General features: G+C 37.8%; 17 protein-coding genes. 6 read left to right on the forward strand and 11 right to left on the reverse strand.

Annotated elements, in window-relative coordinates; translation table 11 throughout:
- Positions 1-201 precede the first annotated feature (201 nt).
- The gene (locus ACHABU_RS07270) at positions 202-1866 is read right to left on the reverse strand and encodes a S8 family peptidase (RefSeq protein WP_435763830.1); all 1665 of its coding nucleotides are present in this window, start codon (positions 1864-1866) and stop codon (positions 202-204) included.
- A gap of 43 nt (positions 1867-1909) precedes the next feature.
- Positions 1910-3280: an N-acetylmuramoyl-L-alanine amidase gene (locus ACHABU_RS07275; RefSeq protein WP_435763832.1), complete on the reverse strand. Its 1371-nt coding sequence runs from the start codon at positions 3278-3280 to the stop codon at positions 1910-1912.
- Positions 3281-3527: 247 nt separating this feature from the next.
- Between ACHABU_RS07275 and ACHABU_RS07280 the strand changes: the two genes are divergently transcribed.
- From ACHABU_RS07280 to csaB, 5 genes are all read left to right on the forward strand, one after another.
- Entirely contained in the window at positions 3528-5453 is a 1926-nt protein-coding gene (locus ACHABU_RS07280) for an S-layer homology domain-containing protein (protein ID WP_435763834.1), read from the forward strand.
- A gap of 100 nt (positions 5454-5553) precedes the next feature.
- Positions 5554-6291 carry a WecB/TagA/CpsF family glycosyltransferase gene (locus ACHABU_RS07285; RefSeq protein ID WP_435763836.1) on the forward strand — a complete coding sequence of 246 codons (738 nt, stop codon included), beginning with the start codon at positions 5554-5556 and terminating at the stop codon, positions 6289-6291.
- Entirely contained in the window at positions 6288-7844 is a 1557-nt protein-coding gene (locus ACHABU_RS07290) for a putative polysaccharide biosynthesis protein (protein ID WP_435763838.1), read from the forward strand. The genes ACHABU_RS07285 and ACHABU_RS07290 overlap by 4 nt, the downstream gene beginning before the upstream one ends.
- 30 nt (positions 7845-7874) lie before the next feature.
- Positions 7875-9788, forward strand: coding sequence for a DUF5693 family protein (locus tag ACHABU_RS07295; protein WP_435763840.1), 1914 nt, complete (start codon positions 7875-7877; stop codon positions 9786-9788).
- Positions 9788-10864 carry a polysaccharide pyruvyl transferase CsaB gene (csaB, locus tag ACHABU_RS07300; protein WP_435763842.1) on the forward strand — a complete coding sequence of 359 codons (1077 nt, stop codon included), beginning with the start codon at positions 9788-9790 and terminating at the stop codon, positions 10862-10864. Before ACHABU_RS07295 ends, csaB begins: the two co-directional genes overlap by 1 nt.
- A 224-nt stretch (positions 10865-11088) precedes the next feature.
- Here the strand turns inward: csaB and ACHABU_RS07305 are convergent, their stop codons facing one another.
- The 4 genes from ACHABU_RS07305 to ACHABU_RS07320 form a co-directional block, all read right to left on the reverse strand.
- Positions 11089-11340: a hypothetical protein gene (locus ACHABU_RS07305; protein ID WP_435763844.1), complete on the reverse strand. Its 252-nt coding sequence runs from the start codon at positions 11338-11340 to the stop codon at positions 11089-11091.
- Positions 11341-11452: 112 nt separating this feature from the next.
- Positions 11453-12349: a hypothetical protein gene (locus ACHABU_RS07310; protein ID WP_435763846.1), complete on the reverse strand. Its 897-nt coding sequence runs from the start codon at positions 12347-12349 to the stop codon at positions 11453-11455.
- Positions 12350-12374: 25 nt separating this feature from the next.
- Positions 12375-12551, reverse strand: a complete 177-nt coding sequence (locus tag ACHABU_RS07315) for a hypothetical protein (protein ID WP_435763848.1) — start codon at positions 12549-12551, stop codon at positions 12375-12377.
- Positions 12552-12745: 194 nt separating this feature from the next.
- Positions 12746-14005 carry an acyltransferase gene (locus ACHABU_RS07320; protein WP_435763850.1) on the reverse strand — a complete coding sequence of 420 codons (1260 nt, stop codon included), beginning with the start codon at positions 14003-14005 and terminating at the stop codon, positions 12746-12748.
- Positions 14006-14064: 59 nt separating this feature from the next.
- Here ACHABU_RS07320 and ACHABU_RS07325 point away from each other — a divergent pair, with 59 nt between their 5' ends.
- Positions 14065-14313, forward strand: coding sequence for a hypothetical protein (locus ACHABU_RS07325; RefSeq protein ID WP_435763852.1), 249 nt, complete (start codon positions 14065-14067; stop codon positions 14311-14313).
- Positions 14314-14349: 36 nt separating this feature from the next.
- On the opposite strand, the gene ACHABU_RS07330 is transcribed toward ACHABU_RS07325, so the two are convergent.
- From ACHABU_RS07330 to ACHABU_RS07350, 5 genes are all read right to left on the reverse strand, one after another.
- A complete protein-coding gene (locus ACHABU_RS07330) occupies positions 14350-15066 on the reverse strand; it encodes a hypothetical protein (protein ID WP_435763854.1) in 717 nt (238 codons plus the stop codon).
- Between the two features lie 120 nt (positions 15067-15186).
- Positions 15187-16236, reverse strand: coding sequence for a glycosyltransferase family 4 protein (locus ACHABU_RS07335; protein WP_435763856.1), 1050 nt, complete (start codon positions 16234-16236; stop codon positions 15187-15189).
- A 400-nt stretch (positions 16237-16636) separates the two neighbouring features.
- The gene (locus ACHABU_RS07340; protein ID WP_435763858.1) at positions 16637-17368 is read right to left on the reverse strand and encodes a glycerophosphodiester phosphodiesterase; all 732 of its coding nucleotides are present in this window, start codon (positions 17366-17368) and stop codon (positions 16637-16639) included.
- 620 nt (positions 17369-17988) lie between these two features.
- Positions 17989-19563, reverse strand: a complete 1575-nt coding sequence (locus ACHABU_RS07345; protein WP_435763860.1) for a choice-of-anchor I family protein — start codon at positions 19561-19563, stop codon at positions 17989-17991.
- 233 nt (positions 19564-19796) lie between these two features.
- The gene (locus tag ACHABU_RS07350; RefSeq protein ID WP_435763862.1) at positions 19797-22904 is read right to left on the reverse strand and encodes a S8 family serine peptidase; all 3108 of its coding nucleotides are present in this window, start codon (positions 22902-22904) and stop codon (positions 19797-19799) included.
- Between the last annotated feature and the right edge of the window lie 220 nt (positions 22905-23124).

A 23124-nucleotide genomic window follows, 5' to 3' on the forward strand; every position in this document is an offset into this window, starting at 1 on the left:
TTTACAATTTTACTAGATTTATTTACTTACAATAAGACTATAACACTAAAAATAGTAGATTTCAGCATATTTGTCAAATTTTTCTATTTCCTTGAACCACAAGTTTTTTTAGCATTCTAAGGCACCTAATAGTTATTACTATTGGTATATTATGTCAATTTTAAAGTTGTTTTACAAAAATTACATGTAAAGAGATAAATTTTACTTATCTGTCTTTTCATTTAATGCTTTGGCAAATATATTGGAAAGTTCCGCTCTGCTTATTTTTTTCTCTGGTGAATAGGTTCCATCCGGATAGCCAGTTATAATGTCCGCTTCATACAGTGAATTAATTGAGGCAGCATAATATTTTTCTTGATTAACATCCTTAAACGCTTGGACATACGATTCAGATCCTAATAATTCAAATGTCCTTGCAATCATTAATGCAGCATCTCCCCTTGTAATCGGTGATGCGGCTTCAAACCTATTATTAGGTAACCCGGTAATAATACCTTCCTCTGTGGCAGAATCAATATATCCAGATGCATAGTAATCAGCGGGAACATCTTCATAATTTGTTTCTCGTTTTGTACCATCTAATTGGAAGGCTCTACCGATTAAAGTTACAACTTCTCCTCGACTAATAGGAGAAGTTGGACGGAAAGAACCATCCGTAAACCCGTAAAGATAATCTTCTAATCTAAGGAAATTTACAGAATCTGAAAACCACTCATTTATTTGCATATCCCAAAATAATTTCTCTGGCGATTGAACAAAACCATGCCCATAATTATAATCTTTACCGCTTTCTCCTAAGTCTAAAGCATTCGTAGAAATTATTTTCTCTAAGCTTTTCTTATCAATAAAGGGATAAACTTCCAAATATAAAGCGATCACTCCAGTTGCGAATGGGGCTGCCATCGATGTGCCGCTCATCGCTGCATAGCCTGTACCGTTATTCACTATATGTGTGCTAAAAATATTTTCACCTGGTGCCGTATAATCCAGAGAAGGCCCTATATAGGAAAACTGTGAATTCACCAGGCTATTGTCTACAGCTCCCACTCCGATAACCGAGGAATAACGAGCAGGGTACATAACATCATTTAATATTTGCCCATTTCCTGTTTCGTCATTTCCTGAAGCAGCAATCAGAATAATTCCACTTTGATGTGCTTTCTCAACTACTTTTTCTAGAGCAATGGTTTTATAATTACTTGTTATACTTAAATTAACAATATCCAACTCTTGTTCAATCGCCCACTCTATACCTGCAATGATATCTGTCTGTCTACCTGTTCCTGATTTATCCAATGACTTAATTGCATAAATATCAGCCTCCGGGGCGACCCCAATAACTCCAACATCATTGTCCAATGCCGCAATAATTCCAGCAACATGGGTGCCATGTCCATTGTTATCTTCATAAGTGGCACTATTTTCCACAAAACTTTTTCCATTAGTAACATGCAAATCAGGATGTATACTGCTGATTCCCGTATCAATAATCCCAATCTTTATTCCATCACCTGTTATTCCTAATTCTTTTGTATGGTCATCAACCGTCTTCCCATGACCCCAATCAACGACCTGGCCATTTGTTTTTACAATATAATCAGGTTCTATCCAGGCAACGTCTTCTTTGTTCCTTAATTCATCTATATATATAGATGGAATAGAAATTGAAACCGCACCTATCGTTTCGAGAACATGATGCAGTTCATAAGGTATTCCCTCGAGCAAGCTTAAATTTAGATCAATGTTTTCTTCAAACCCCAAAATTATACGTTCAATATCGGAGCTCTTCAAATCTGATGCATGAATAGAAATAGGGGTAATAATTAAGTTTATAAGAACTATGAATATTATTAGCGGTTTTTTCATGAGCTTATTCCTCCTATTAAATAAGCGGGCAATAATTGCCCGCTTATCTCCCCTTCCAATCATAGTAATCTAATATTCCTAAAGAGATTGCTTTAGCTGATGCCTGTTTATGTGTTTTTAAAATTGCAGCATCCAATTCATTTGTCATAAAACCCAGTTCAACTAATACCGACGGCAATGGGGTCTTTGCTATCACATGGAAGTTATCCATTTTAACGCCCCTATCTCTTGTTCCCAAGGCTGCTACAAGCCTATCTTGAATGAATCCAGCTAACGCTTTACTATCGAGGGCTCTTTGGTCTAATGCAGCTGTCGAATAGAAAGTTTCTGTACCATTGGCACTTGCTGTAGCAGCATTCCCGTGAATACTCACAAATGTGTCCGCCCCTTTATTCACTGCAATGTCCACTCGGCCTGACAATGATATAAAGGTATCCGTTGTTCTTGTCATCACAACCTCAACATTTTCATCCTGCAGATATTTCTGAACCCTTTTTGCAACATCTAAATTGAGCTCTTTTTCAATTATTCCATTTCCACTTGCTCCTGGATCACTACCACCATGTCCGGCATCAATCGCAATTATTTTGTTGTTTACAGGCTTATCTTGTAAATAACTTTGGCTTACATAACCTACTATGTTCCCCGATTTCACATATACCCAATTACCATACTTGTTGTAAGTTGTAACTTCATCATTCATATAGAGAAGTCCGATAGATTGATAATTTGTTCCCGGTCCCTGTCTCACATTTAAGGCAGTAGCATTGACAAATTTCTTCTCGGATTGGAATTCAATAGCCTCTACCCTAAATTCAGTATTTACCGCGCGAGCAACCATTAAAGAAAACTCTACTCTTGTTATTGGGTTATTCATTTTAAACGACCCATCAACATACCCATTTGTAATACCCGCAGTTGATACTTGATTAATGACCTCAGCGTGCTCTTTATTGGCTGGCATATCTTCGTAGTAGACATTCCCTGTCTCTTCCAGGTCAAATGCTTGCGATAGAAGATAAGCCATTTCCAGGCGAGTCATATTCCTTTTTGGACCAAAAGTTCCGTCCCCATATCCTTGAATAATTTCATTTTCATATGCTGACTGAATGAACCCTGATGCAAATGATGTGGGGTTAACATCAGAAAATGCTGTTACTCTCGGTGTCCCCTTTAGTCCTAATGCCCGACCAATCATCGTGGCTGCTTCTTCCCTCGTCAGGTTTTTTTCTGGCATAAACTCACCATGCTCATTTCCGACAACAATCCCTTTATCAATTAAAAAATTGATCTCCGTAGCGTACTGTTTAGGAACATCTTTCACGTTATCTGCTGCTGATGTTTCTTCTTCCGACATAATAAATATAGTTGCCATAAACATGATTAACAGTAATGCAATTAACTTATTCTTCATCGTGTTCCCCTTTTTGTTTAAATATTATAATCTATTTATTCGACATAATAATTACTAGATTTTAGTTATAGATATTGTTTTGACTGAAGAAACATTAAACAAAATATACCATAATAACAGGATTTTTCCAATGCCTTTTAATGAATCAAAGTGGAAAATTGATATTTTTACAAAAAAACGTATATTTTTCCATATATATTTGGTAGATTAGTAGAGTAGTGAAAATTTTAGGAGGGATAGTTAAATAATGAAACGTATACTTATATTTCTTGTCACATTTTGTTTGTTTTTCTCATTTACCAACCCGAACATATCACACGGAGCCAGTAGTGATATAAACGGTCACTGGGCGGAGAAAGAAATGAAAGCAATCATCGATAAGGAAATTATGAAAGGTTATCAAGGAAGCTATCGTCCTTATGATACAGTTACCCGTGCGGAATTTGCTGCTTTCCTCGTTAGATCACTGAATCTGCCAAAAGATTCAGTTCCCGAAACGACTTATAAAGATGTCATTCTCGATGAATGGTATTATTCGGAAGTTATTACCGCAAGTAATAATAACTTGATTCAAGGTAATGATAAAGGTTTATTTGAACCAGAAAGAGAAATTACTCGTCAGGAAATGGCTGTTATGATAGTTAATACATTAGATTTCATGCAGATTAATTCAGCCAAATCACCTTTAAACTTTGCAGACAATACTAACATTGATAGTTGGGCTTACCCTGCTGTACAGAAATTAGTGTCTCATGAGATTATCAAAGGGAAACCAATCAATGGAGAGCTGTATTTTGCTCCAGTCGATGATTCTACCCGCGCTGAAGCTGCAACTGTAATTTACAATATGCTGAAGGTACTTTATCCAAATAGTAAGGAAATAGTTACTTCATCTATTAATAGGAATTTCTCGGAAACTGTGAACATACAATCTAGTGTGAGTCCAAAAGTTGATGGAGCAGGAATTTTTACTGCAAGTCAAAAGCTTGTTGCCTATTATTTGAATCCAAACAATTTCAGTGTAAGTTCTCCAGAGTTTTTTCAGTATTTGGATCTATCGAAAAGCCTCGGTGTTATTGACGTCAATGAAGTAAATAACAAAATCCTTACTAATAAAGGAATTCTTACAAATACTGGTCAAGCTTTTATTAATGCCAGTTTTAATAACGGTATTAACGAATTCTACTTAATATCTCATGCCTTGCATGAAACAGGTAATGGAAGTTCTGCCCTTGCTAAAGGTATTGAAGTAGGATTGGATAAGAATGGAAATGCAGTGAGAGTCACATCTGCGAATAGGAGTACACTTACGAATATAAAAAAAGCCTATAATATGTACGGTATTGGTGCTTTCGACAAGGATCCTGACAAATATGGTGCTGAACGGGCCTATCGAGAAGGATGGTTCACCGTAAAAGAAGCAATTATTGGCGGAGCTGAATTTGCTAAAGACAAATATATCGGCGCTGGTCAAAACACACTGTACAAAATGCGCTGGAATCCAGATGCTCCCGCGACACATCAATATGCTACACATGTTATGTGGTCTGTCATTCAAGCAAAAAATATCAAGTCTATGATGGAGAAAACCAATTCACTAGAAAATACTGCTTTAACTTTCGAAATTCCTGTATATAATAACCAACCAGATTACTCTCCATTACCTACAGGAGAGGCAATGTATGCAATTGATACAAAACTTACTGGTGAAACAGGTAGAACCACAGCAGACTATCTAAACTTAAGGTCATACCCTTCAACAGCAACAAATGAAAATATTATAACTGCTTTACCAAAGGGAACTGCATTTAAAGTGGTAGGTCAAAATGGCAGCTGGTATAAAATTAGTCAAAATGGAGTCGAAGGTTGGGTAGCAGGCTGGTTAATTCAACTGGATAAAGATCTGAAAGTAAGTACTGCATCCATAAAAGAAAATGGTACTGAAGAATATGAAGAGTATACAGGTATTTACGGCAAAACCACAGTTAAAAATATCAAACTAGTGACTGAACCTTCATCTTCCGGTACTCTAATCAAGAATATCGATTTACCAGTAGGAACAGAAGTGGAAATATTAGAGTCATTCGAAGACTGGTATAAGATAAGAACATCAAATGAAATAGGATGGGTTTCCAACAAAACTATCTTTTTAAATAACCTATCACAAAATTAATGAAGCTTACTAAAAAGGAAGGAAACAGCTACTTGTTTCCTTCCTTTTATGTTATATTATTAGGGATATTTATGTGAAAAATAAAGGAGCAAATTTTTATATGAAATACGTAACAATTATGGATATTCCATTTCTACATACGAATCAAAAAGCTTTTGTCTCGTTGTTGGATGAGCGAATCGAACAGGAAGAGAAAACATTTGTGATTACAGCAAACCCAGAAGTCGTTATGAAGGCAAATGAAGAACAAACATTTAAGAACTATATTCAGCAGGCGACCTATGTTGTTGCCGATGGAATTGGAGTTGTTAAGGCAGCCGGGCTCCTGAACAATCCACTGCCAGGCCGTGTTACAGGTTATGACACGATGATGGAACTATTGGCAATTGGCAATCAAAAGCACTATAAAATCTTTTTACTTGGTGCCCAACAAGATACATTACAAAAAACAATTAAAAATATTAATACAGACTTTCCAAATATCGAGATTGTTGGTTCCCACGATGGGTACTTTAATTGGGAAGAAAATGATATTACAAAATCGATTTCCGAACTTCAGCCAGACATTATCTTTGTCGCTCTCGGTGTACCAAGACAGGAAAAGTGGATCGCAGAGAACTTGGAAAAGTTCAATAAAGGCATATTTATCGGTATCGGTGGTTCCTTTGATGTGATTGCAGGTACTGTAAAACGTGCGCCAATCTTTTGGCAGAAATTAAACTTAGAATGGTTTTATCGTTTGCTGAAACAGCCATCCCGATTTATACGAATGCTTGCACTCCCTCGCTTTGCTTTGAAAATACTCAAACAGAAAATGAAGGGAAACCGTGCATCATGAGTCAGTCAACATTTGTCAAAAGCACCATGATTCTTACGATTGCAACACTGCTATCTAAAATATTGGGAAGCATTTTTCGAATTCCATTGCAAAATATCGCAGGTGATGAAGTACTTGGTATTTTCAGTCTGGTTTATCCTGTTTATATGGTAGCACTCATTCTATCGGTGGCAGGTCTTCCACTTGCAATCTCCAAATTGATTGCAGAGGCACGCACGAAAAACGATCCCTCTTCTATTCGAGAGATTTATATAACAGCAAGTATTCTTGCTGTATTATTTGGTTTAGCAAGCTTCTTGTTCATCTTCAGTTTTTCAACTGAAATTGCGAACATGCTAGGCGGTCCATCTACGAGACTTGCATTGATTGTTGTAGCAGGAACATTGCTTGTGGCACCATACATGGCCGTATACAGAGGTTTTTTTCAAGGTTATGGCGATATGCGGCCTACTGCTGTTTCACAGGTGCTCGAGCAGTTAATTCGCGTCGGTTTAATATTGATTGTTGCTTATTATCTGGTAAAGCTAGGTTATTCCGATGAAATTGTTGCTGGTGGGGTCATGATTGGGTCCGTTGTTGGCGCACTTGCCTCCCTATTATATCTCAGAGCAAAATATAACCGTTCAGCATTACGACTGAAATCGACAAACAACTATTCCTTCAAGACATTTAACAACTATAGCAAAACGATTTTAAAAGTTTCGATCCCAATTGCAATTGGGTCGATTACGATGGCATTATTTAATTTAGTTGACTCCTTTACAGTTTCTTACGGTTTGAAATCTGCCGGTGCTGCCACAAGTGATGTCAATTATTTGTATGGAATATATGGACGTGGTCTTTCATTGGTACAAATCGCAACCGTTTTTGCAACTTCTATTGTACTTCCACTTGTTCCTCTGATTACAACAAAATTAACAAGTAAAGATTATACCGGCACACGGGCGATTATTGAGAAAACACATCGGATGACACATTTGATTTCATGGCCTGCAGCAATGGGCTTACTTGCCTTAACACTACCTTTAAACCTTGCCCTGTTCACTAACCTTGAAGGAAGTTCCATGCTTGCGATTATCAATTTCAGTTCTGTTTTTACATCGTTCGCTTTATTGGGAACAGGTATATTGCAAGGGATGAATTTGGCTAGGGCCGGTGCATTTATCATTATTGGAGGGGTTATTTTAAAAACCTTTTCAAATATTTACTTTATCCAATGGTTTGGGTTAGATGGTGCAGCATTATCTACATTGTTCGTCTATCTCATGCTGGTCATTATTAATACGATTTATATTTGGAGACATTTGAAATTCACATTTATGAGTGGACAGACAGTGAAGATGATCTTTGCTTCGCTAGTCATGGGGATTATCATCGGTGTACCAACATTGCTGCTTGACGTGGCCAGTTGGTCAAGGATACAAGCCATGGGTTACTTAATACTCACCATTGCAGCAGGTGCAGCTATTTACTTCCTACTGTTATTGGTATTGAAAGTACTGAGCAAAAACGACTTAAAAAAACTCCCTGTAGTAGGGAAATATATAAAATAAACTTTTGGAACACGAAAGGAAGAAGCAATCATGAGGATACAGAAATGGATTTGGGGAGTTCTCTTAGTATTATTAGCTCTCTCTGTACCAGGCATAATGGAGAGATGGAACACGGAAGCAAATAACCAAACATATGAAATGGTTATCCCTTTTAACCAGATAGCTGAGCTTGCGGAAGATGATGATATGACTCTTGATGAAGCTCTTGAAAAGTTAAGTGATGCAGGGCTGACTACAGTTAGCCTCGAACCAACCTCTTTAAGTGATTTGGAAGCAATGGACTTCATTTCCATTTTTAGTGAGAGTGAAATGGAGGACAACTTATTATTTAGTGAGTTTCTTGATGATTTTAATCCTGAACTGGAAGGATATTATGTTACCTTGCCAGAGGAGCCTTATTACCAAGAACTGATTACCGGCTATTTCAACCCGGAAGAAGTGATGATCGGTGATATTGCCTTTTATTTTATCGAGGAAAACGAGGAATACACCCAACATACGGACTTTGGCTATGATGAATTAGCAATTGAAAAAATAGAAGAATACCAACTTGCACATGTTATGCGGGTTGAGAATGATAAAAGCGATATTGTCAATCAGCAAATTGTCGACCAGCTAATTGATCTGAAGGATGAAAATTCAAAGGGCCTACTGCCTTCAGGTACGGAACTTATTGGCTTTGATGAGGAAACGAGTAGTAATGTCCTGGCTTCCGAGTTAAGTGAGGCAGGATACAGCTTTTATTCCATTGAGTCTAATCCAGTTAAGGGTCTTTCCAGTGTCGCCAGGAATACGAACTACAATATCATTCGATTGCATAGTATCAATAAGAGTGAGGAACTTGGATTGGATAAAAGTATTGATCGAACGATTCGGGCTGTCAAGGAACGTAATTTGAGGTCTATTTTCTTTCATATTCCAAGAGTTGGGGATCCAGAGGAAAACCTAGAAGCCGCTACAAGCTATCTTGCTGGTGTTCAGGAAAATATGCCAAATCATTTTAACCCTGGTATTCCACAGGCTTTTGAACAAATGTCCATTCCCTTATGGGTCAAAGCGATGGTTCTGTTAGCAGGTATTGTCTTTACGTATTTGGCTGCAAGTGTCGTCAATAATCATAAACTGCAATTGGTTGCTGCTACATTTATGGTCCTACTGGCAGGTGCCTATGTTGCACTTGATAAAATGGTCTTATTACAAGCTTTTGCATTAATAATTGCTGTAATCACTCCAATATATGCGGTATTATCAGTTGCTTCAGGGTCAAAACAGATTAGTAAAATTACGGTGCGTTATCTAAAAGCGATTGGGATCAGCTTTGCTGGGATTATCATTGTTGTTGGATTGTTAAATGGGAATGCATTTATTACAGGGGTCGAATCGTTCCGAGGGGTCATCATGGTATATGTTGTGCCAATTGTTTTTGTCTCCCTTATGGTTATTTGGATGATTAGTAAAACCTATTTGCAATCAAACCAATTAAAACCTGCACTTAAACAGACAGTGAAATTACTGCAAGTCGAAGTGAAGTATTGGCATCTTGTGGTATTTGTTTTAATAGCTGGGATTGGAATGTTTTATATCGGGCGAACAGGTAACTTTGGTTTTGCAAGTGACCTGGAATTAATTTTCAGGCAATGGCTGGAAGAAACGTTATATGTCAGACCGAGAACGAAGGAATTCCTGATTGGTTTCCCATTCTTTATTTTAGCCCTTTATATGATGGGTATAAATAAGAAATGGGGAAGTATTCTACTCATTCCAGGTGTCATTGGCTTCCTGTCGATGATGAATACATTTACACACTTTCATACCCCTTTATCGGTATCAATATTGCGTACCGTTTATAGTATCATTCTTGGTTATTTGATTGGACTGTTGTTCATATTTATCGCTAAAAAGGGTTACCAAATTATTTCTAAGCAAGTTTCGAGGTGGACCTAATGCATATTGTACTTTCAGGTTACTATGGTTTTGATAATGTCGGTGATGAGGCAATCCTATTCTCTATCATTCGTGCACTCCGGGATATACAGGAAGATGTGGATATTACAGTGCTTTCCAATAATCCAGAAGCAACAAAACAGACATATGGTGTGCAAGCTGTTAATCGTTGGAAAATTAAAGAAGTTAGAAATGTATTAAAGCATGCAGATGGATTGATTAGTGGTGGTGGAAGCCTCCTACAAGATCAAACTGGGATGAAGTCTATCCCTTATTACACTGGCGTTATACAGATTGCAAGAATGCATAAAACTCCTGTTTTCATCTATGCTCAAGGAATGGGCCCAATCAATCATAGGGTTAGCAGATGGATTGTAAAGTTAACTTTGAATAAAGTGAACAAAATAACAGTCAGGGATGAAGATTCCAAGACATTACTAGAAGACATTGGGATTCAAAAGCAGATTACAGTCGTACCCGATCCGGTATTAGGACTTGATGGAACTTCCTTTTCCAGCAATTGGTTTGCCGAGCAAAATATCAGTGCATCATTTGTTACGGTTAGTGTCAGGGACTGGGAAACAAGTGTATTATATAAAGAGAAAATTGCCTCCTGCTTGGATGAAATTGTTCGTAGTGGAGATGCGGTTGTGTTTGTACCGATGCATGGGGAGCATGATGAGCGGTCCTCGAGTGAAGTAGCAGGACTGATGAAGGAGAAAAGCTTCATCTCCCCTGCTCATGCCTTGATTGAAGAAAAGATTGCTCTTATTGGACAATCTAAGTTACTGATTGGCATGCGGCTACATTCGCTTATCTTTTCTGCAATCACGCATACCCCATTCATTGCTATTTCCTATGATCCTAAAATTGATGCATTTGCATCGATTGCAGATCAACCGGTTGTAGGTCATGTGGAAAAAAATAATTGGAATGAAGGAAAACTTTTTGCTAAAGTAGAATATATGTTAGCAAACGAAGCAGAAGCACGGGAAGCACTAAAGTGTAGAATCGATTCTTATCAAAAAGAAGCAGCGGAAACATCCAAATTAGCTGTAGAGACATTTATGAAATAGATAGAAAAAATGCGAACAAGGTTCTTACTCCTTGTTCGCATTTTCTTATGGAAGAATGCTGATTTTCCTGTTTGCATGGTCATAACTGAGATTTACTTGTAATTTGCCCTTTACAAAGCGATTTGGCACCTATAACTATCTTCATCCTTTTGGCAGCTAAATCTATAAGGAAAGCGTCGATAGTTTCATAAAGAAATATTTTTAATTTCCAAATTTGCTTTTTATTAGTTGGTTAACCTCTCTAACTGACTTATTAGAAAGTGTGTAAACAAAACCGTATTAGTGTCTTTTATATCCATTATTGTTCCAGAATTCTCATTTATCCAAAATAAATACGCTTCCTCTGCGATTTCAACCTTGTACTGCGGTTCAGTCACATCAACAATACCAGAAACCTTTTCTGCATCATTAATTGCTTCATTAATTCTATTGATTTCTTCAGAATCCGAAATTACTATTATCGAATCCTCATTCACCTCATAAATATTAACCTTCTCTATATTTTCAGTAGAACAAGAAACTAATAATAAACAAAAAATAATAACGAATACACTGAGTATTAGGTTGGATTTCCAATTTAACGAAATTCTAACGGTTTTCTTCTGACCATGATTTCAATTGTTCTATAGAGTCTGTTTTAAACACCACTCCATCTCTATCAAAAACCATAATCATTGGGAGTTTTTCAATATTAAGTTCTTCTTTATAATCGATTGCCAATCCTTCAACATAAGGCACCCAAGAAATACCGCCCGAGAATGATTCAGGGACAAATTTTTCGAAGTCCATTTCATCATATGGTGGCGTTGTACCTTCCTGATACAATAAAACAGTATGTAAATTATCTCCTTTAGCTAAAAAACGGTCTAATTTCTCTTGTCTAGACATATTTAATTGAATAATATTATTTGCTTTAAAAACACTTTCATTACTTGAACTTGTAGTCTCTGATGTCTCATACACCGCTAACTTTTCACCTTTCTTGAAATCTTCTGGGTCGACATTCGCACCTTGTTCATCCTGAAACGTTGTGTTTTTATTGTATATGATTGTTTTGGAATGCTGGATATCAACAACCTCTCCAGTATTTTCACGATTTACCCATTTGGTAATATCCAAGTTAAGTTCACTCTTTGATGTGTCTATGTGAGTCAAATAACCCGTCATTGTGTCATTATCAATTTCTTTCTTTTTATCGGCACTATAATTGTTTTCACCATTAGAACACCCTACCGCTAAAAAAAGTGTCGTTGCAACTAAAATAAGAATTTTCAACCAAGTTCTCATTAATTCTCCCCCCCTTAATTGTAATAGTTTATTAGACAGCTTTATAAAAAGAAGTCCAATAAGAGTTTGAACACTTAAAAATAATAGCGAATGTAACATAACAATAAAGAGGCTATACCAAACATCAACTGTCGGCACAAAAAGTATATAAATTGCTCCTGCTACAATTCCCATGACGCAGTATGCTGGAATAACCATGAATGCACCCCAACGACCAAATACCCTATATATTGAAAAGGCAATTCTGTCTGCCAGAATCGAAAGGGGCAATGCTAAATTGGTAGTCAACAGTCAATGCTTCCATCAGCGAATCTCCATTGAATATTCTCCATCCGATTGCAGAAACAAGTGCAGAAATAACTTTAATTCCTGGATTTGTAATCAGTTGAAAGAATCTCATTCTATATTCCCTTTTGCTGTATAAAATATTTGCTATTATTTTCTGAATATACAGTCCAAACATACCATATTTTATTGGTAAATAAAATATGGTATAGTGCTGATTTATACCGTTCAAAAGTTAAAAAACAGTCACAACCAGGGATAATTCCTGATTGTGACTGTTTTTTTCTTTGGCTCTTTAATTAATGTTTGTTACTTTTTAGATGGGAATTTTTCCATAGGAGCCATTTTTCCAAAGATAACCCAATAATGCGGGATATAGCGCGTTGCAAAGCGTACAATCGCCCAGCTGAATAATCCAATTAATATAAATGTCAGTATTTGCCAACCATGGTACATAAGCGGTGTGCCAGAGTCATATACCGCTCTAAACACCATTAGGAATAAAGGATGGATTAAATAGATTCCAAACGATGTAGCACCTATTTCCATAAAAATCATTTTCATTCGTGGGCTGAATTTTTTATTTGCTATATGGGAAAGATAGAATAGTACCTGTCCAGCGATCAAAGCATGCATTGCCCATGTGAATTCACCCAAATAGCTATTAACGATATTCGGCAAATATGGAGCAATCGATGTAAATACCCCAATCCTTACGAGATACATATAACCCGTATACAATATAACAATGGCTCCATAACTAATGAATAAAGGCAATACAACCTTATCCTTAAAGAATGGATCCTTCATCTTCGCCCTGATTTCGTTATAATAGATTCCTAGATATGCCCCAGTGAAATAAAAGGAAAGATATGATAATGAAATAGATCCCTTCAATGTTATATGGAAATAATTTTTATTTAGAATGACCCATACCCATTGCAGCAATATCCCTATCCAAATCGCATTTTTCCTTAGAAAAGGATATTTTTTAAACATGATTAACAATAATGGGAAAAGAATGTACAGTTGCACACTAATAAATACAAAGTACAGATGTGGATGCGCCTTACCTAGTGCGGTTAGTTCCGCGAACCTGCTGAAGGCAGCTCCAATTGTCGGGTAATCATAATAGACATACCACTTAATTAGAAAATATATCGCTGAAAAAAGAATATACGGTATCAGGATATACTTTAATCGTTTCGTATAAAATCGCTTCATTAAATCCCATGAAGTCTCTCTTGGATAATAATTATAAAATAGAACAAAGCTACTAAGCATGATAAAGGTAGGTGTACCTAGTTTTCCAGCTATATTAAGAAAGTTATAGATTGGAAAGAGTAGCGAATCAGGATCCGTGCTTGTCACACCACTTGAAGAGGAGTGAACGATCATTACTGCAATGATAGCAAAAGCACGTGCTAATTGGATTTCATCTAAACCTTTTCTTTTTGTAGTATTTTTCATATTCTCACCAACTTTTTCTGTCATTAACTTAACTAGTTTACCATTTTTGATAGCTCTTGTCAGAAGTATTTTTTTCCAAACCTGATATGCATGTAGCATGGCCTTTATCCACTTTATACGATTCACATCTGTAGTATGATGTGGAGGATTGATTTTAATTGCAGTTAAGAGTAGAGGAAGGAAATTTGCCCGATTATAAACGCTGGTTAAATGATATCATTGCTGTATTTGGTGGCGTTTATAACTTTATGTATCCTAATTCCATTACGAATGATCTTTCCAATTACTTCGATGGGCATCATTTCTATCCGGAAGTCGGCAACATGATTGCAGAAACCATTAGCAATGAAAATCCCCAAGGCGTTCCAGAAGATTTCGGAATGTACATGACGGAGCCAATAGAGTAAAAAATAGACACAAACAGGAGTCCCTTCCGTTTGTGTCTATTTAACGTTCATTTCTTTCCCTTTTTCAGAGATAAGCGCTTTTACATACATTCCTTCATTTAGTCCAATAGCAATCGCCTCTTCTGTGTCAACTCCATTAATTTTATAGTACTTTTTCCCCTTTTCTAATGCATTCGAAAAGTTGCCAGCGTATGCCCCTTCTTTATCGGAATGAGATGTAACCATACCAATTTCTTCCCCGATTTCGCTCTTGTCTACTACCTTATCCGTTATCACATAAGATTCATCATTCCAGCGCACAAATTCATATGCCCAGCTTCCGCTAGAGGTAGTGGAATGAGCTTTGATCTCTATATCTTCTGGAAATCTGATTGGAGGTGCCATTTCTAACTGTGGTTTGGACGGATCAAGAGAAATAACTACCGCTGTACCTACTTCTACATTATTGAATATTTCAGCTCCAATACGATAATAAGCACCATCTTGTTGCATGGCAATTGATTGTAGTTCTTCTTCTGATTTAGTAGAGAATGGTTCCTTATCAAGATTAGGTACGACCAATAGTTGATATTCCGGTTCGGTCTTTTTCTCAATCACTATTCCTTCCATCGTTATCCATTCTTCCGATTCAGTTTGATCAATCGTACCCGTCTGATTTGTGTTCACATCCACTGTTTCATTAGTAGTAGTTCCACAGCCAGCTATACATAGCAACAGTATGGCCAATGGGAAAATTATCGTTTGATAGTTCATCTTCTTCCACCCCTCTTGATAAATTAGACGAATTTTACAGGTGAAAGTTACGTTTAATAAAGGTTTTCAGATACAAAAAACACTTACGTAAACTTTTACGCAAGTGTTTTTTATAACTGTTTATTTCTTTATCTTTCCAGATTCCATTAAACTTAGCAATGGACGATATTTGTCACTGATTAAACCTGTTACCTCTACGACTAATTCGACTAATATCAAGAGGGCGAATAATATCAACCCAGCTCCCCACAATGTAGCTTCTGTGAAGATAATTGCTGCGATACTGAATAACCCGCTCATTGCGTAAATAATAATAACAGATTGCCGATGTGTAAATCCAATTTTTATTAAGCAATGATGTAAATGAAACTTATCTGGTGCGGATAGTGGTTTTTTATGAATAATACGACGGATAATCGCAAACGTTGTATCCAAAATTGGTACGCCTAAAATAATAATCGGCACAATCAAGGAGAAGACTGCAACGTTCTTAAATAGCCCCATAACTGCTAGTACACTTATCATGTAACCAAGAAATAATGAACCTGTATCCCCCATAAAAATCTTTGCAGGGTAGAAATTAAATACTAGGAAACCAAGTGTACTCCCTAACATGATAAAGCCCAGTAAGGCAACTAAAGGATTTCCCATGAAAATCGCCAATATGGAAAATGTTAATAAAACGATGGAAGAAACACCAGCTGCAAGTCCATCCAATCCATCAATTAGATTAATGGCATTGGTGATTGCCACAATCCAAATTATTGTTAGAGGCATAGCCCAGGCACCAAATTGCAAAATTTCGCCTGTTGGCAGTGATATATAATCAATCTGAATGCCACCAAGAACGGTTACAGCTGCTGCTGCAATCTGTCCAATAAGTTTGGTCTTGGCAGAAAGTTCTTTTAAATCATCAATAATCCCTATTGTTACAATGATACAAGCACCAAGAAGAATTGGCCATGCTTCCATTGTTTCCGGAATGAAAAGTAGGAATCCTATCAAAAAGCTAATAAACATTGCTAATCCACCAAGTCTCGGCATTAGCTTTTGATGGACTTTTCTTTCATTTGGCTTATCAACAGCTCCGACTTTAATTGCTAGTTTTATAACGAATGGTGTAATTAACATAGATGCAATAAAACAAATAACTAAAGCAATATATCCCATTTTCATCCTCCTACAGTAAATAGATAACCATATCTCTTGGTCTACTATTTATAGACGTTAAATAAACTTACTATGTTACATTAATTTATAGGAAAAGATTTTATTTGTATTTATTTATGGTCCGACATTCTATATGATTATATAAAACTATGATTAATAAATCAACTATATTAGTGAAAATAAATTTCGCAAAAAAACCCAGAAGTAGACGAATTGTCATTCTAGGCTATAACAGATTCATATAGGTATGCTTATTTTAATAATTTATTGATAAATGAATGTAGTATTACCCATAAACTTTCACGTACTTTTCCGCTGGCTTTATTCTAATTAGAGCAATTGCAATTAAAACAGGGAAAATCATATAATAAATAGACTTACTTATGCTTTTCTTCCTCATCTATATCCCCACCCTCTGCCAATTTGTAACCGTCTCTGGATAATAAATGGCTTGGTATTTTTCGAGTTCGTCGGTACCAATTAATACATTTGGAAATTGTTGCATGTATTTCATTTCTTCCATCGTATTTACCGGCCAGACTGCAATTGGGACACCCATTTCTTCAAATCGTTTCACATGATCCTTATTCAATTTACTGCAATGGACTGCGTAAAAGGCTAAATCTAACTGTTTAAGATGTTCACATTCTTTCGGTAGTAATTCATTTGCCAATGGTCCTATTTGCAATTTCCTGGAGATAATGCGAAGGCGTGCGAGGGAAAAATGATTAAACGATATGAGATATGCCTGATCGAAGACATCGACCTTTTCAATAATTTCATAAACCTTATCTTCGAGGCCATGATAAAATCCGGTCTGTTTTAATTCGATAAAGACCTTGATACGATCCTTCGTCAATTGCAATACTTCTTCAAGCGATGGGATTTTTTCCTCGTAATTAATCGTAAATTGCTGAAGTTCCAGGTAGGTGAAATCTTTAATGTCCCCATACCCATTTGTCATCCGATCGATAGTAGGATCGTGCATAACAATTGGAACGCCGTCTTTACTCAAATGTACTTCAAGTTTCGTATGTGTGAATCCTAAATCGATTGCTGCCTGAAAAGAAGATAATGTGTTTTCCGGAAGTTTAAGTGAATAACCTTGATGGGCTATACCTCGTATCGTCATTCAATCATCCCTTCTTTTTCTACTTTAGAACTTCTACTTTATATTTATTATAATGGAAAACTATTAACTACCTGTGAATGCAATGTATATTGTTTGTAAAGTTCGTCTGTGGTCTAAAAGTTTGTTGTCTTTGCCGTATTAGATATAAACCGTGACATAAGAAAAGTAACTTCGGCGACCGCTCTGGGAAATACACTTCGCTTTTCGCGGGCGGCTGGTGAGCCAACTTGCGCTAAAGCGCTGCGCTGTCTCACTGATGCCTCTCCTCCTGCAGAAGTCTCCGTGTATTTCCCAGAGCTAGTTAGAAGGGTTGCTGACATAGCATCATATAACTTCACCAGTCCGGGTGAGCGGCGGGCGGTGACTCCTGCGGGAAAAGCACGTGTCCGAAGACCCCGCAGAGTGGCCTTCTCGAGGAGGCTGAGGCCGTGCCCGCGGAAAGCATCCGCCCAGAGCGATCCTGGACGGCGGCAGCACAACTTTTTATAAATTAACCTAAAATTACGTAAGCAGTTTATATCAATGCGATGAAAACAAGCAACAATACTTAAAATTAAGATGTCTGAGAAATGATAAAGGTCCATACCTAATTGGCTGGACCTTTATCTCGATAATTTATTTTATCTTTGCTTCTTATACTTGTTATCGCTTTGGTTCCATTCTTTTGATCCTTTTATTTTTCCATTAAACTCATAGACTGCGACTGTCCCTGAAACCTCATGCGTTGCTGCTAGGAGGTCATTTCCTGTTGGGCTTTGTTCCGCTGGAATGAATTGTAGGCCTTCTGGAGAAACGTCTCCTTTAACATCTTCACTAAAATCACGGCTGGAGATTAATTTAGTGAACTCCGGCTTTAAGGGATTGGATAAATCATACACCATTATTCCACTGAAGCGTTCCAGCGCAATAAATGCATAGGTTGTTCCATCAATTTCACCGCTCACAATGGTTTCTGGCTCTGGACCTTTTGCATCACTGCGTCCATCATATTTGAGTTCGTCATTGTTTGTATTGAAATGTTCCGGCAATGCTTCTGCTGTAATCCTCTCAAATTCACTGCCGCTGTCATAGATCAGTTCCATTGTTTCTGCATCGAAAATAGAAAAGCTGCGTGCTCCATAGGTATGCAACGATTCATAGATTCCTTCTTCATTTTTTCCTGCTTCAAGGGTTATGTTTGTTTTACCCAATTCATCAAGCAATCCACCTTCTACTGCCTGATCAAGCTCCTCTTGTGTGTATCCTTCATAATGATCTGCTTTAAAAATATCAATGGCATCAGGCATATAAAATCCGAGGAGCGGTTGTTTTTCAATAGTTGTTTCATTGTTATCTTTTGCATCCAGTTCATTTCCCGTTACAGAGTGATCTTTCATTCCCAAACCTTTTACATTCAAGATTTCCTCGGTTTCCAGATCAACTGTTGCGATTGCATTGTTTTCCTGCATGGATACAAATGCTTGCGTGCTGTCTTCAGAGACTGCTACAAATTCCGGTTCAAGCTGTTGTAAGGTTGTACCTTCTGATTGCACACGAACTTTTTCATCCAGTTCTACACCATGAAAAGAAAGCGTGTTTGCTCTGAAGTCCTCTGGGTTCCCTGTCACATCAATAATCGAGATTGATCCTTCAGGGTCGACAGAATAATCATCATTAGGCTCTCCTTCATTTGCTACCACTGCTTTTGTGCCATCCGGGGTAAACGTAACCATGTCCGGTAATGAGCCGACTTGTACATGATTCATATAGTCACCAGATTTTGTAGTAAATACGATGTACCCTGGATCTGTTTTTGGATTACTTACTGCAGAAATAGCAATTAAATCTTTTGTTGGATGGGAAGCAATACTTGTAATATCTTCTACATGTTGTATTCCATAATCAGCTAATAAAATACGTTTCTCCGTTTTAACCTCTGAAAATTTACCTGACTTAAGTTTCTTAAAGGAAAGAATATCGAATCCTGCTGCTACGCCATTTGTAACAAACGCACGATCGAGTTCCGGATCATATGTCATGATTTCTGTGCCGCCTTCTCCTAATCCGCTGTCATATTGACCTACTTGCGAAACGGTTAAATCCTCGCCTCCATATTGGAATAAAGGTGTTTGATCTGCGAAGACATTAAAAGGTACTGCACTCGTAAATAACATCGTTGCTGCTGCCCCTGCTACAAATTTTTTCCTCATTGTCATTAAGTATAACCTCCGACTTTTTGATTCTTAAAGCAATCATACGTGATGGATGTAAACTGCCTGTTGCTTCCATGTTATTTTTCAGTAAAATTTTTAGAAAATGTGACTTTCACCAAGGATTTAGGCGAATTGCCTTCGTTGCACGTATGCAGAAAAAAATAGGCATATCCTTTCTTTACTGCCATAAAAATAGCCGGCACCATTATTATGGGTACCGACTATCTTTCTATTACTTATTTATTTTTATTCTTTCCTTTTGCTTTTCCTTGAGGTCCCATCACGACATCTTCCGTTACATTACCAGCGTAGTCGATCACGGTTACCTTTACCACTTGGCTTGGGTGGATATCCGTTAATTCCAGCTCTGTTTCACCAATCATAGGTTCTTCCGATACTGGTTCGCCATCGACGGAAACTTCCCATGATGCAATTCCACTTCCGTCTTCATCCATTACTCTTAATGAAACTTCTCGTTGGTCACGGTTGATATCTGCTTCTACTTCCGGTGCCGTCTTATCTACGATTACCGGTAGTTGGAAGGATTGCCACTGGGCCCCTTCATAATCAATCACTGCTTCAACTTCCAAGTAGTACTGACCTTCAGGTGCTGGTTGGCCATCAATGGTTCCGTCCCATGCCCAGTCAGAATTTACTTTGTAATAAGATCCTGCACCACTGTCATAGTAGTCTTTTCTTAAAAATTCTTCATTCGCTATTGTTTCTACGACATTTGATTTTTCATCAAGCACATGGAAGTTAGCTTCCTTCGCATTTCTTAAGAAAGATAGAATCAGCAATGAATCATCCTGTACACCATCTCCATTTGGTGAGATTGCGATTTTATCAGGATCATAGGATTCTGTTGCTGCGTCATAACCTAAGAATCCGTAGCTTCCTCCACCTAAATGCGTCCCTACGCCAGTCATACCGTAGTATGTCATATCATCCCACATTGGCGTATCAAAGATTGGCGCTGCATCCCATTCGCCCTTAAAGCCAACATAAGGAACGGTCAGTTTTGGATTTGTGTCTGTTGGGTCTGTGAGCGTTACAAAACCTTCGAGCCAGTATCCGTTCGTGAAATTACTGTTCAAATCAGCATCCCATTCACTTACATCGATCGTTACTTCGAATGAGGTAGAGCCATTTGCTGATATTTCTACTGTGCTCGTAGATTCTCCGTCGATCGTTCCTACATCGCCAAGATCCAATGCACCGAATAAGTTCGGTGCTGATACCATAACTCCTGCATTTAATGGCGTATCGGTTTGCGCATTCGCGTGCACATCATAACTTACTGCTTGGTCTGAGAAATTTTCTGCAGTTAATTCAAATGTTATTTCATTTTCTGTTACTTCTTTTAATGCAACTTTTGCTTCATTTGTTTCTGATTCTGTAACGACAACTGGCGTAGATAATGCTGCATGGATCTGCATCATACCAGAACCTTGGCGGCGTGGTGATACAAGTGCACCATCGAATTCTACTTGTTCAGCTGTATTCATTAATAGATTTTTTGTGAGATGGACACGGTCGGCACCTTCATAGGAAAACTCTTCATCGACCCGTTGCAGTACGAGTGCGCCACCACCTGACACATGTGGTGCTGCCATTGACGTACCACTCATGAGACCGTATTGATCATCATTAAGTGTCGAAAGAATTTGTCCACCTGGTGCCGTGATTTCTGGTTTGAAATCAAGATTCGGTGTTAATCCCCATGAACTAAATGCACTCATCTTTCCTGCATCCGGATTGTCAATGGTTGTTTGTTCACCTGCAAATTCAAGTGTAACTGCTTGTCCATTTTGTATGGCTTCTGCAAGTGCGTCCCCATCACGCTTCAGCATAAACAGCTGTGGAATCGTAATGGAAGCATCTGTAGCCATATTAACGACACCATCTGTATTGTTATAGATGATGACACCTGCTGCGCCTGCATCTTGGGCGTTAAGTGCTTTTTCAACAAATGCAATTTCCCCACGCATGATGAGTGCATAGTTTCCTTCTACATCTTTTCCTTCAAAGTCTTCTGGATAGCCTAGTCCTGCTTCTACCACTTCAAATGATTTCTGTTCGATGTCATTTGGATGTGTGCTGCTTGCTGATAGGAATGCAGCACTTCCCGGTTCCCCATCGATTGCATATTCGACTGCATCTACTTGCATCGTTGTATTTTCAAACGAAGCTACTTGCAGGGAATCATAGGATACACCTGGCGATCCACTTACCCCATAATCCGGATTGGATGCATATGGATAGAAATAGCCATCTCCAAACATTGCGGAGTTTCCAGCAGAGATTGACATAAGAACACCATTATTCACAGCATTGGATACTGCTATTTGTTCTGGCGATTCTGGGTCAACGAATCCTGCTGTTGAACCAAGACTCATGTTCAATACATCTGCCCCAAGTTTCATCGCATCATCAATTGCTTTGATATAAATATCTCCGTATGTGAATTGCATTTCTGGGTCATTACCGAAAACCTTCAATGCCAAAAGTTGTGCTTCTGGGGCAATCCCCGAAATGCCGCCATTGTCTTCATCCCCGTTCGCTCCAACTGTGCCGGCAACGTGCATGCCATGGTAGCTTGCGGCTGCATGGATTTCACGAATTTCATCATTGTCATCCATATAGTTGTAACCGTATGGTACTTTTTCACTGTAAAATTGTCCTGGCAATTCTTCCTCACTAACAGTTTGGTTTACTTCTTCTTCTGTCAGTTCCGCATTTTCATTATCTGTTAGGATCATATCACGGTGGCTGGGATCGATACCTGTATCAATAATCCCTACAACCATCCCTTCCCCTTTGTAGCCATAGTCGCGCCATGCTTTTTGCGCCTCTACCAATTCTTTACTATAAGTCATATTCGGTTCTGCAATTGGGTGTTCATATTTATTAGAGATATAAACTGCCTTTACCTCTGGTATGGATTCAATTTCCTCCATTTCATTCATGTTTACTTCGGCACTAAATGCATTCACAACTGCTGTAAACTCTTCTAAGAATGTCGCATTTACGTTTTTGCCTTTCATTTTATCTTTTACTGCCTTTTGTTGCGCTTTCGCAGCTTTTTCCAGTTTCTTCTTTTCCGATTTTGCTAGTTTGTCATATTTGACGCTTTTTTTTGTTGCATGAATGACCGGAGCTTCGTCTTTCAATTCCACGATAATCCTTAATTGTTCATTCGGGTCAACTGTTTCCTTTATTTCATCGGTAACAAGATTTTCTTGTCTTTGCAGTGGTGCCGTCTTTACCATCGCACTCGCAAAAGAAAAATTACTAAAAACTAATAAAAATACTAATAATGACGCTCCGATTCTTTTCAGCATCCAATTCCCCCTATTTTTAATAGATTACTAGTTTCTGATTACAAAGCGCTCTACCATTTAAAACGTACGAGACTTAATATTCAGATATAATAATCATATAGAAAATCTATTCCATCAAACAGTGTACGAAGACCCGGTAAAAAAGATACACCCATCCACCTATAACGACAAACAAAACACCGCAAATAGTCCCAAAAAACCGAATAGTGCCTGTCACTCG

It is taken from the genome of Oceanobacillus sp. CF4.6, from assembly GCF_051262635.1.
Lineage (GTDB): Bacteria > Bacillota > Bacilli > Bacillales > Amphibacillaceae > Oceanobacillus.

Bases quoted from the DNA above. Each gene is read 5' to 3' on its own strand.
- ACHABU_RS07335 (WP_435763856.1), bottom strand. From the start codon at position 16,236: ATGGGATATATTGCTTTAGTTATTTGTTTTATTGCATCTATGTTAATT.
- ACHABU_RS07340 (WP_435763858.1), bottom strand. From the start codon at position 17,368: ATGACGATACGAGGTATAGCCCATCAAGGTTATTCACTTAAACTTCCG.
- ACHABU_RS07285 (WP_435763836.1), top strand. From the start codon at position 5,554: ATGAAATACGTAACAATTATGGATATTCCATTTCTACATACGAATCAA.
- ACHABU_RS07275 (WP_435763832.1), bottom strand. From the start codon at position 3,280: ATGAAGAATAAGTTAATTGCATTACTGTTAATCATGTTTATGGCAACT.
- ACHABU_RS07270 (WP_435763830.1), bottom strand. From the start codon at position 1,866: ATGAAAAAACCGCTAATAATATTCATAGTTCTTATAAACTTAATTATT.
- ACHABU_RS07295 (WP_435763840.1), top strand. From the start codon at position 7,875: ATGAGGATACAGAAATGGATTTGGGGAGTTCTCTTAGTATTATTAGCT.
- csaB (WP_435763842.1), top strand. From the start codon at position 9,788: ATGCATATTGTACTTTCAGGTTACTATGGTTTTGATAATGTCGGTGAT.
- ACHABU_RS07320 (WP_435763850.1), bottom strand. From the start codon at position 14,005: ATGCTACATGCATATCAGGTTTGGAAAAAAATACTTCTGACAAGAGCT.
- ACHABU_RS07280 (WP_435763834.1), top strand. From the start codon at position 3,528: ATGAAACGTATACTTATATTTCTTGTCACATTTTGTTTGTTTTTCTCA.
- ACHABU_RS07315 (WP_435763848.1), bottom strand. From the start codon at position 12,551: ATGAGATTCTTTCAACTGATTACAAATCCAGGAATTAAAGTTATTTCT.
- ACHABU_RS07330 (WP_435763854.1), bottom strand. From the start codon at position 15,066: ATGAACTATCAAACGATAATTTTCCCATTGGCCATACTGTTGCTATGT.
- ACHABU_RS07290 (WP_435763838.1), top strand. From the start codon at position 6,288: ATGAGTCAGTCAACATTTGTCAAAAGCACCATGATTCTTACGATTGCA.
- ACHABU_RS07350 (WP_435763862.1), bottom strand. From the start codon at position 22,904: ATGCTGAAAAGAATCGGAGCGTCATTATTAGTATTTTTATTAGTTTTT.
- ACHABU_RS07310 (WP_435763846.1), bottom strand. From the start codon at position 12,349: ATGGTTATTCCAGCATACTGCGTCATGGGAATTGTAGCAGGAGCAATT.
- ACHABU_RS07345 (WP_435763860.1), bottom strand. From the start codon at position 19,563: ATGACAATGAGGAAAAAATTTGTAGCAGGGGCAGCAGCAACGATGTTA.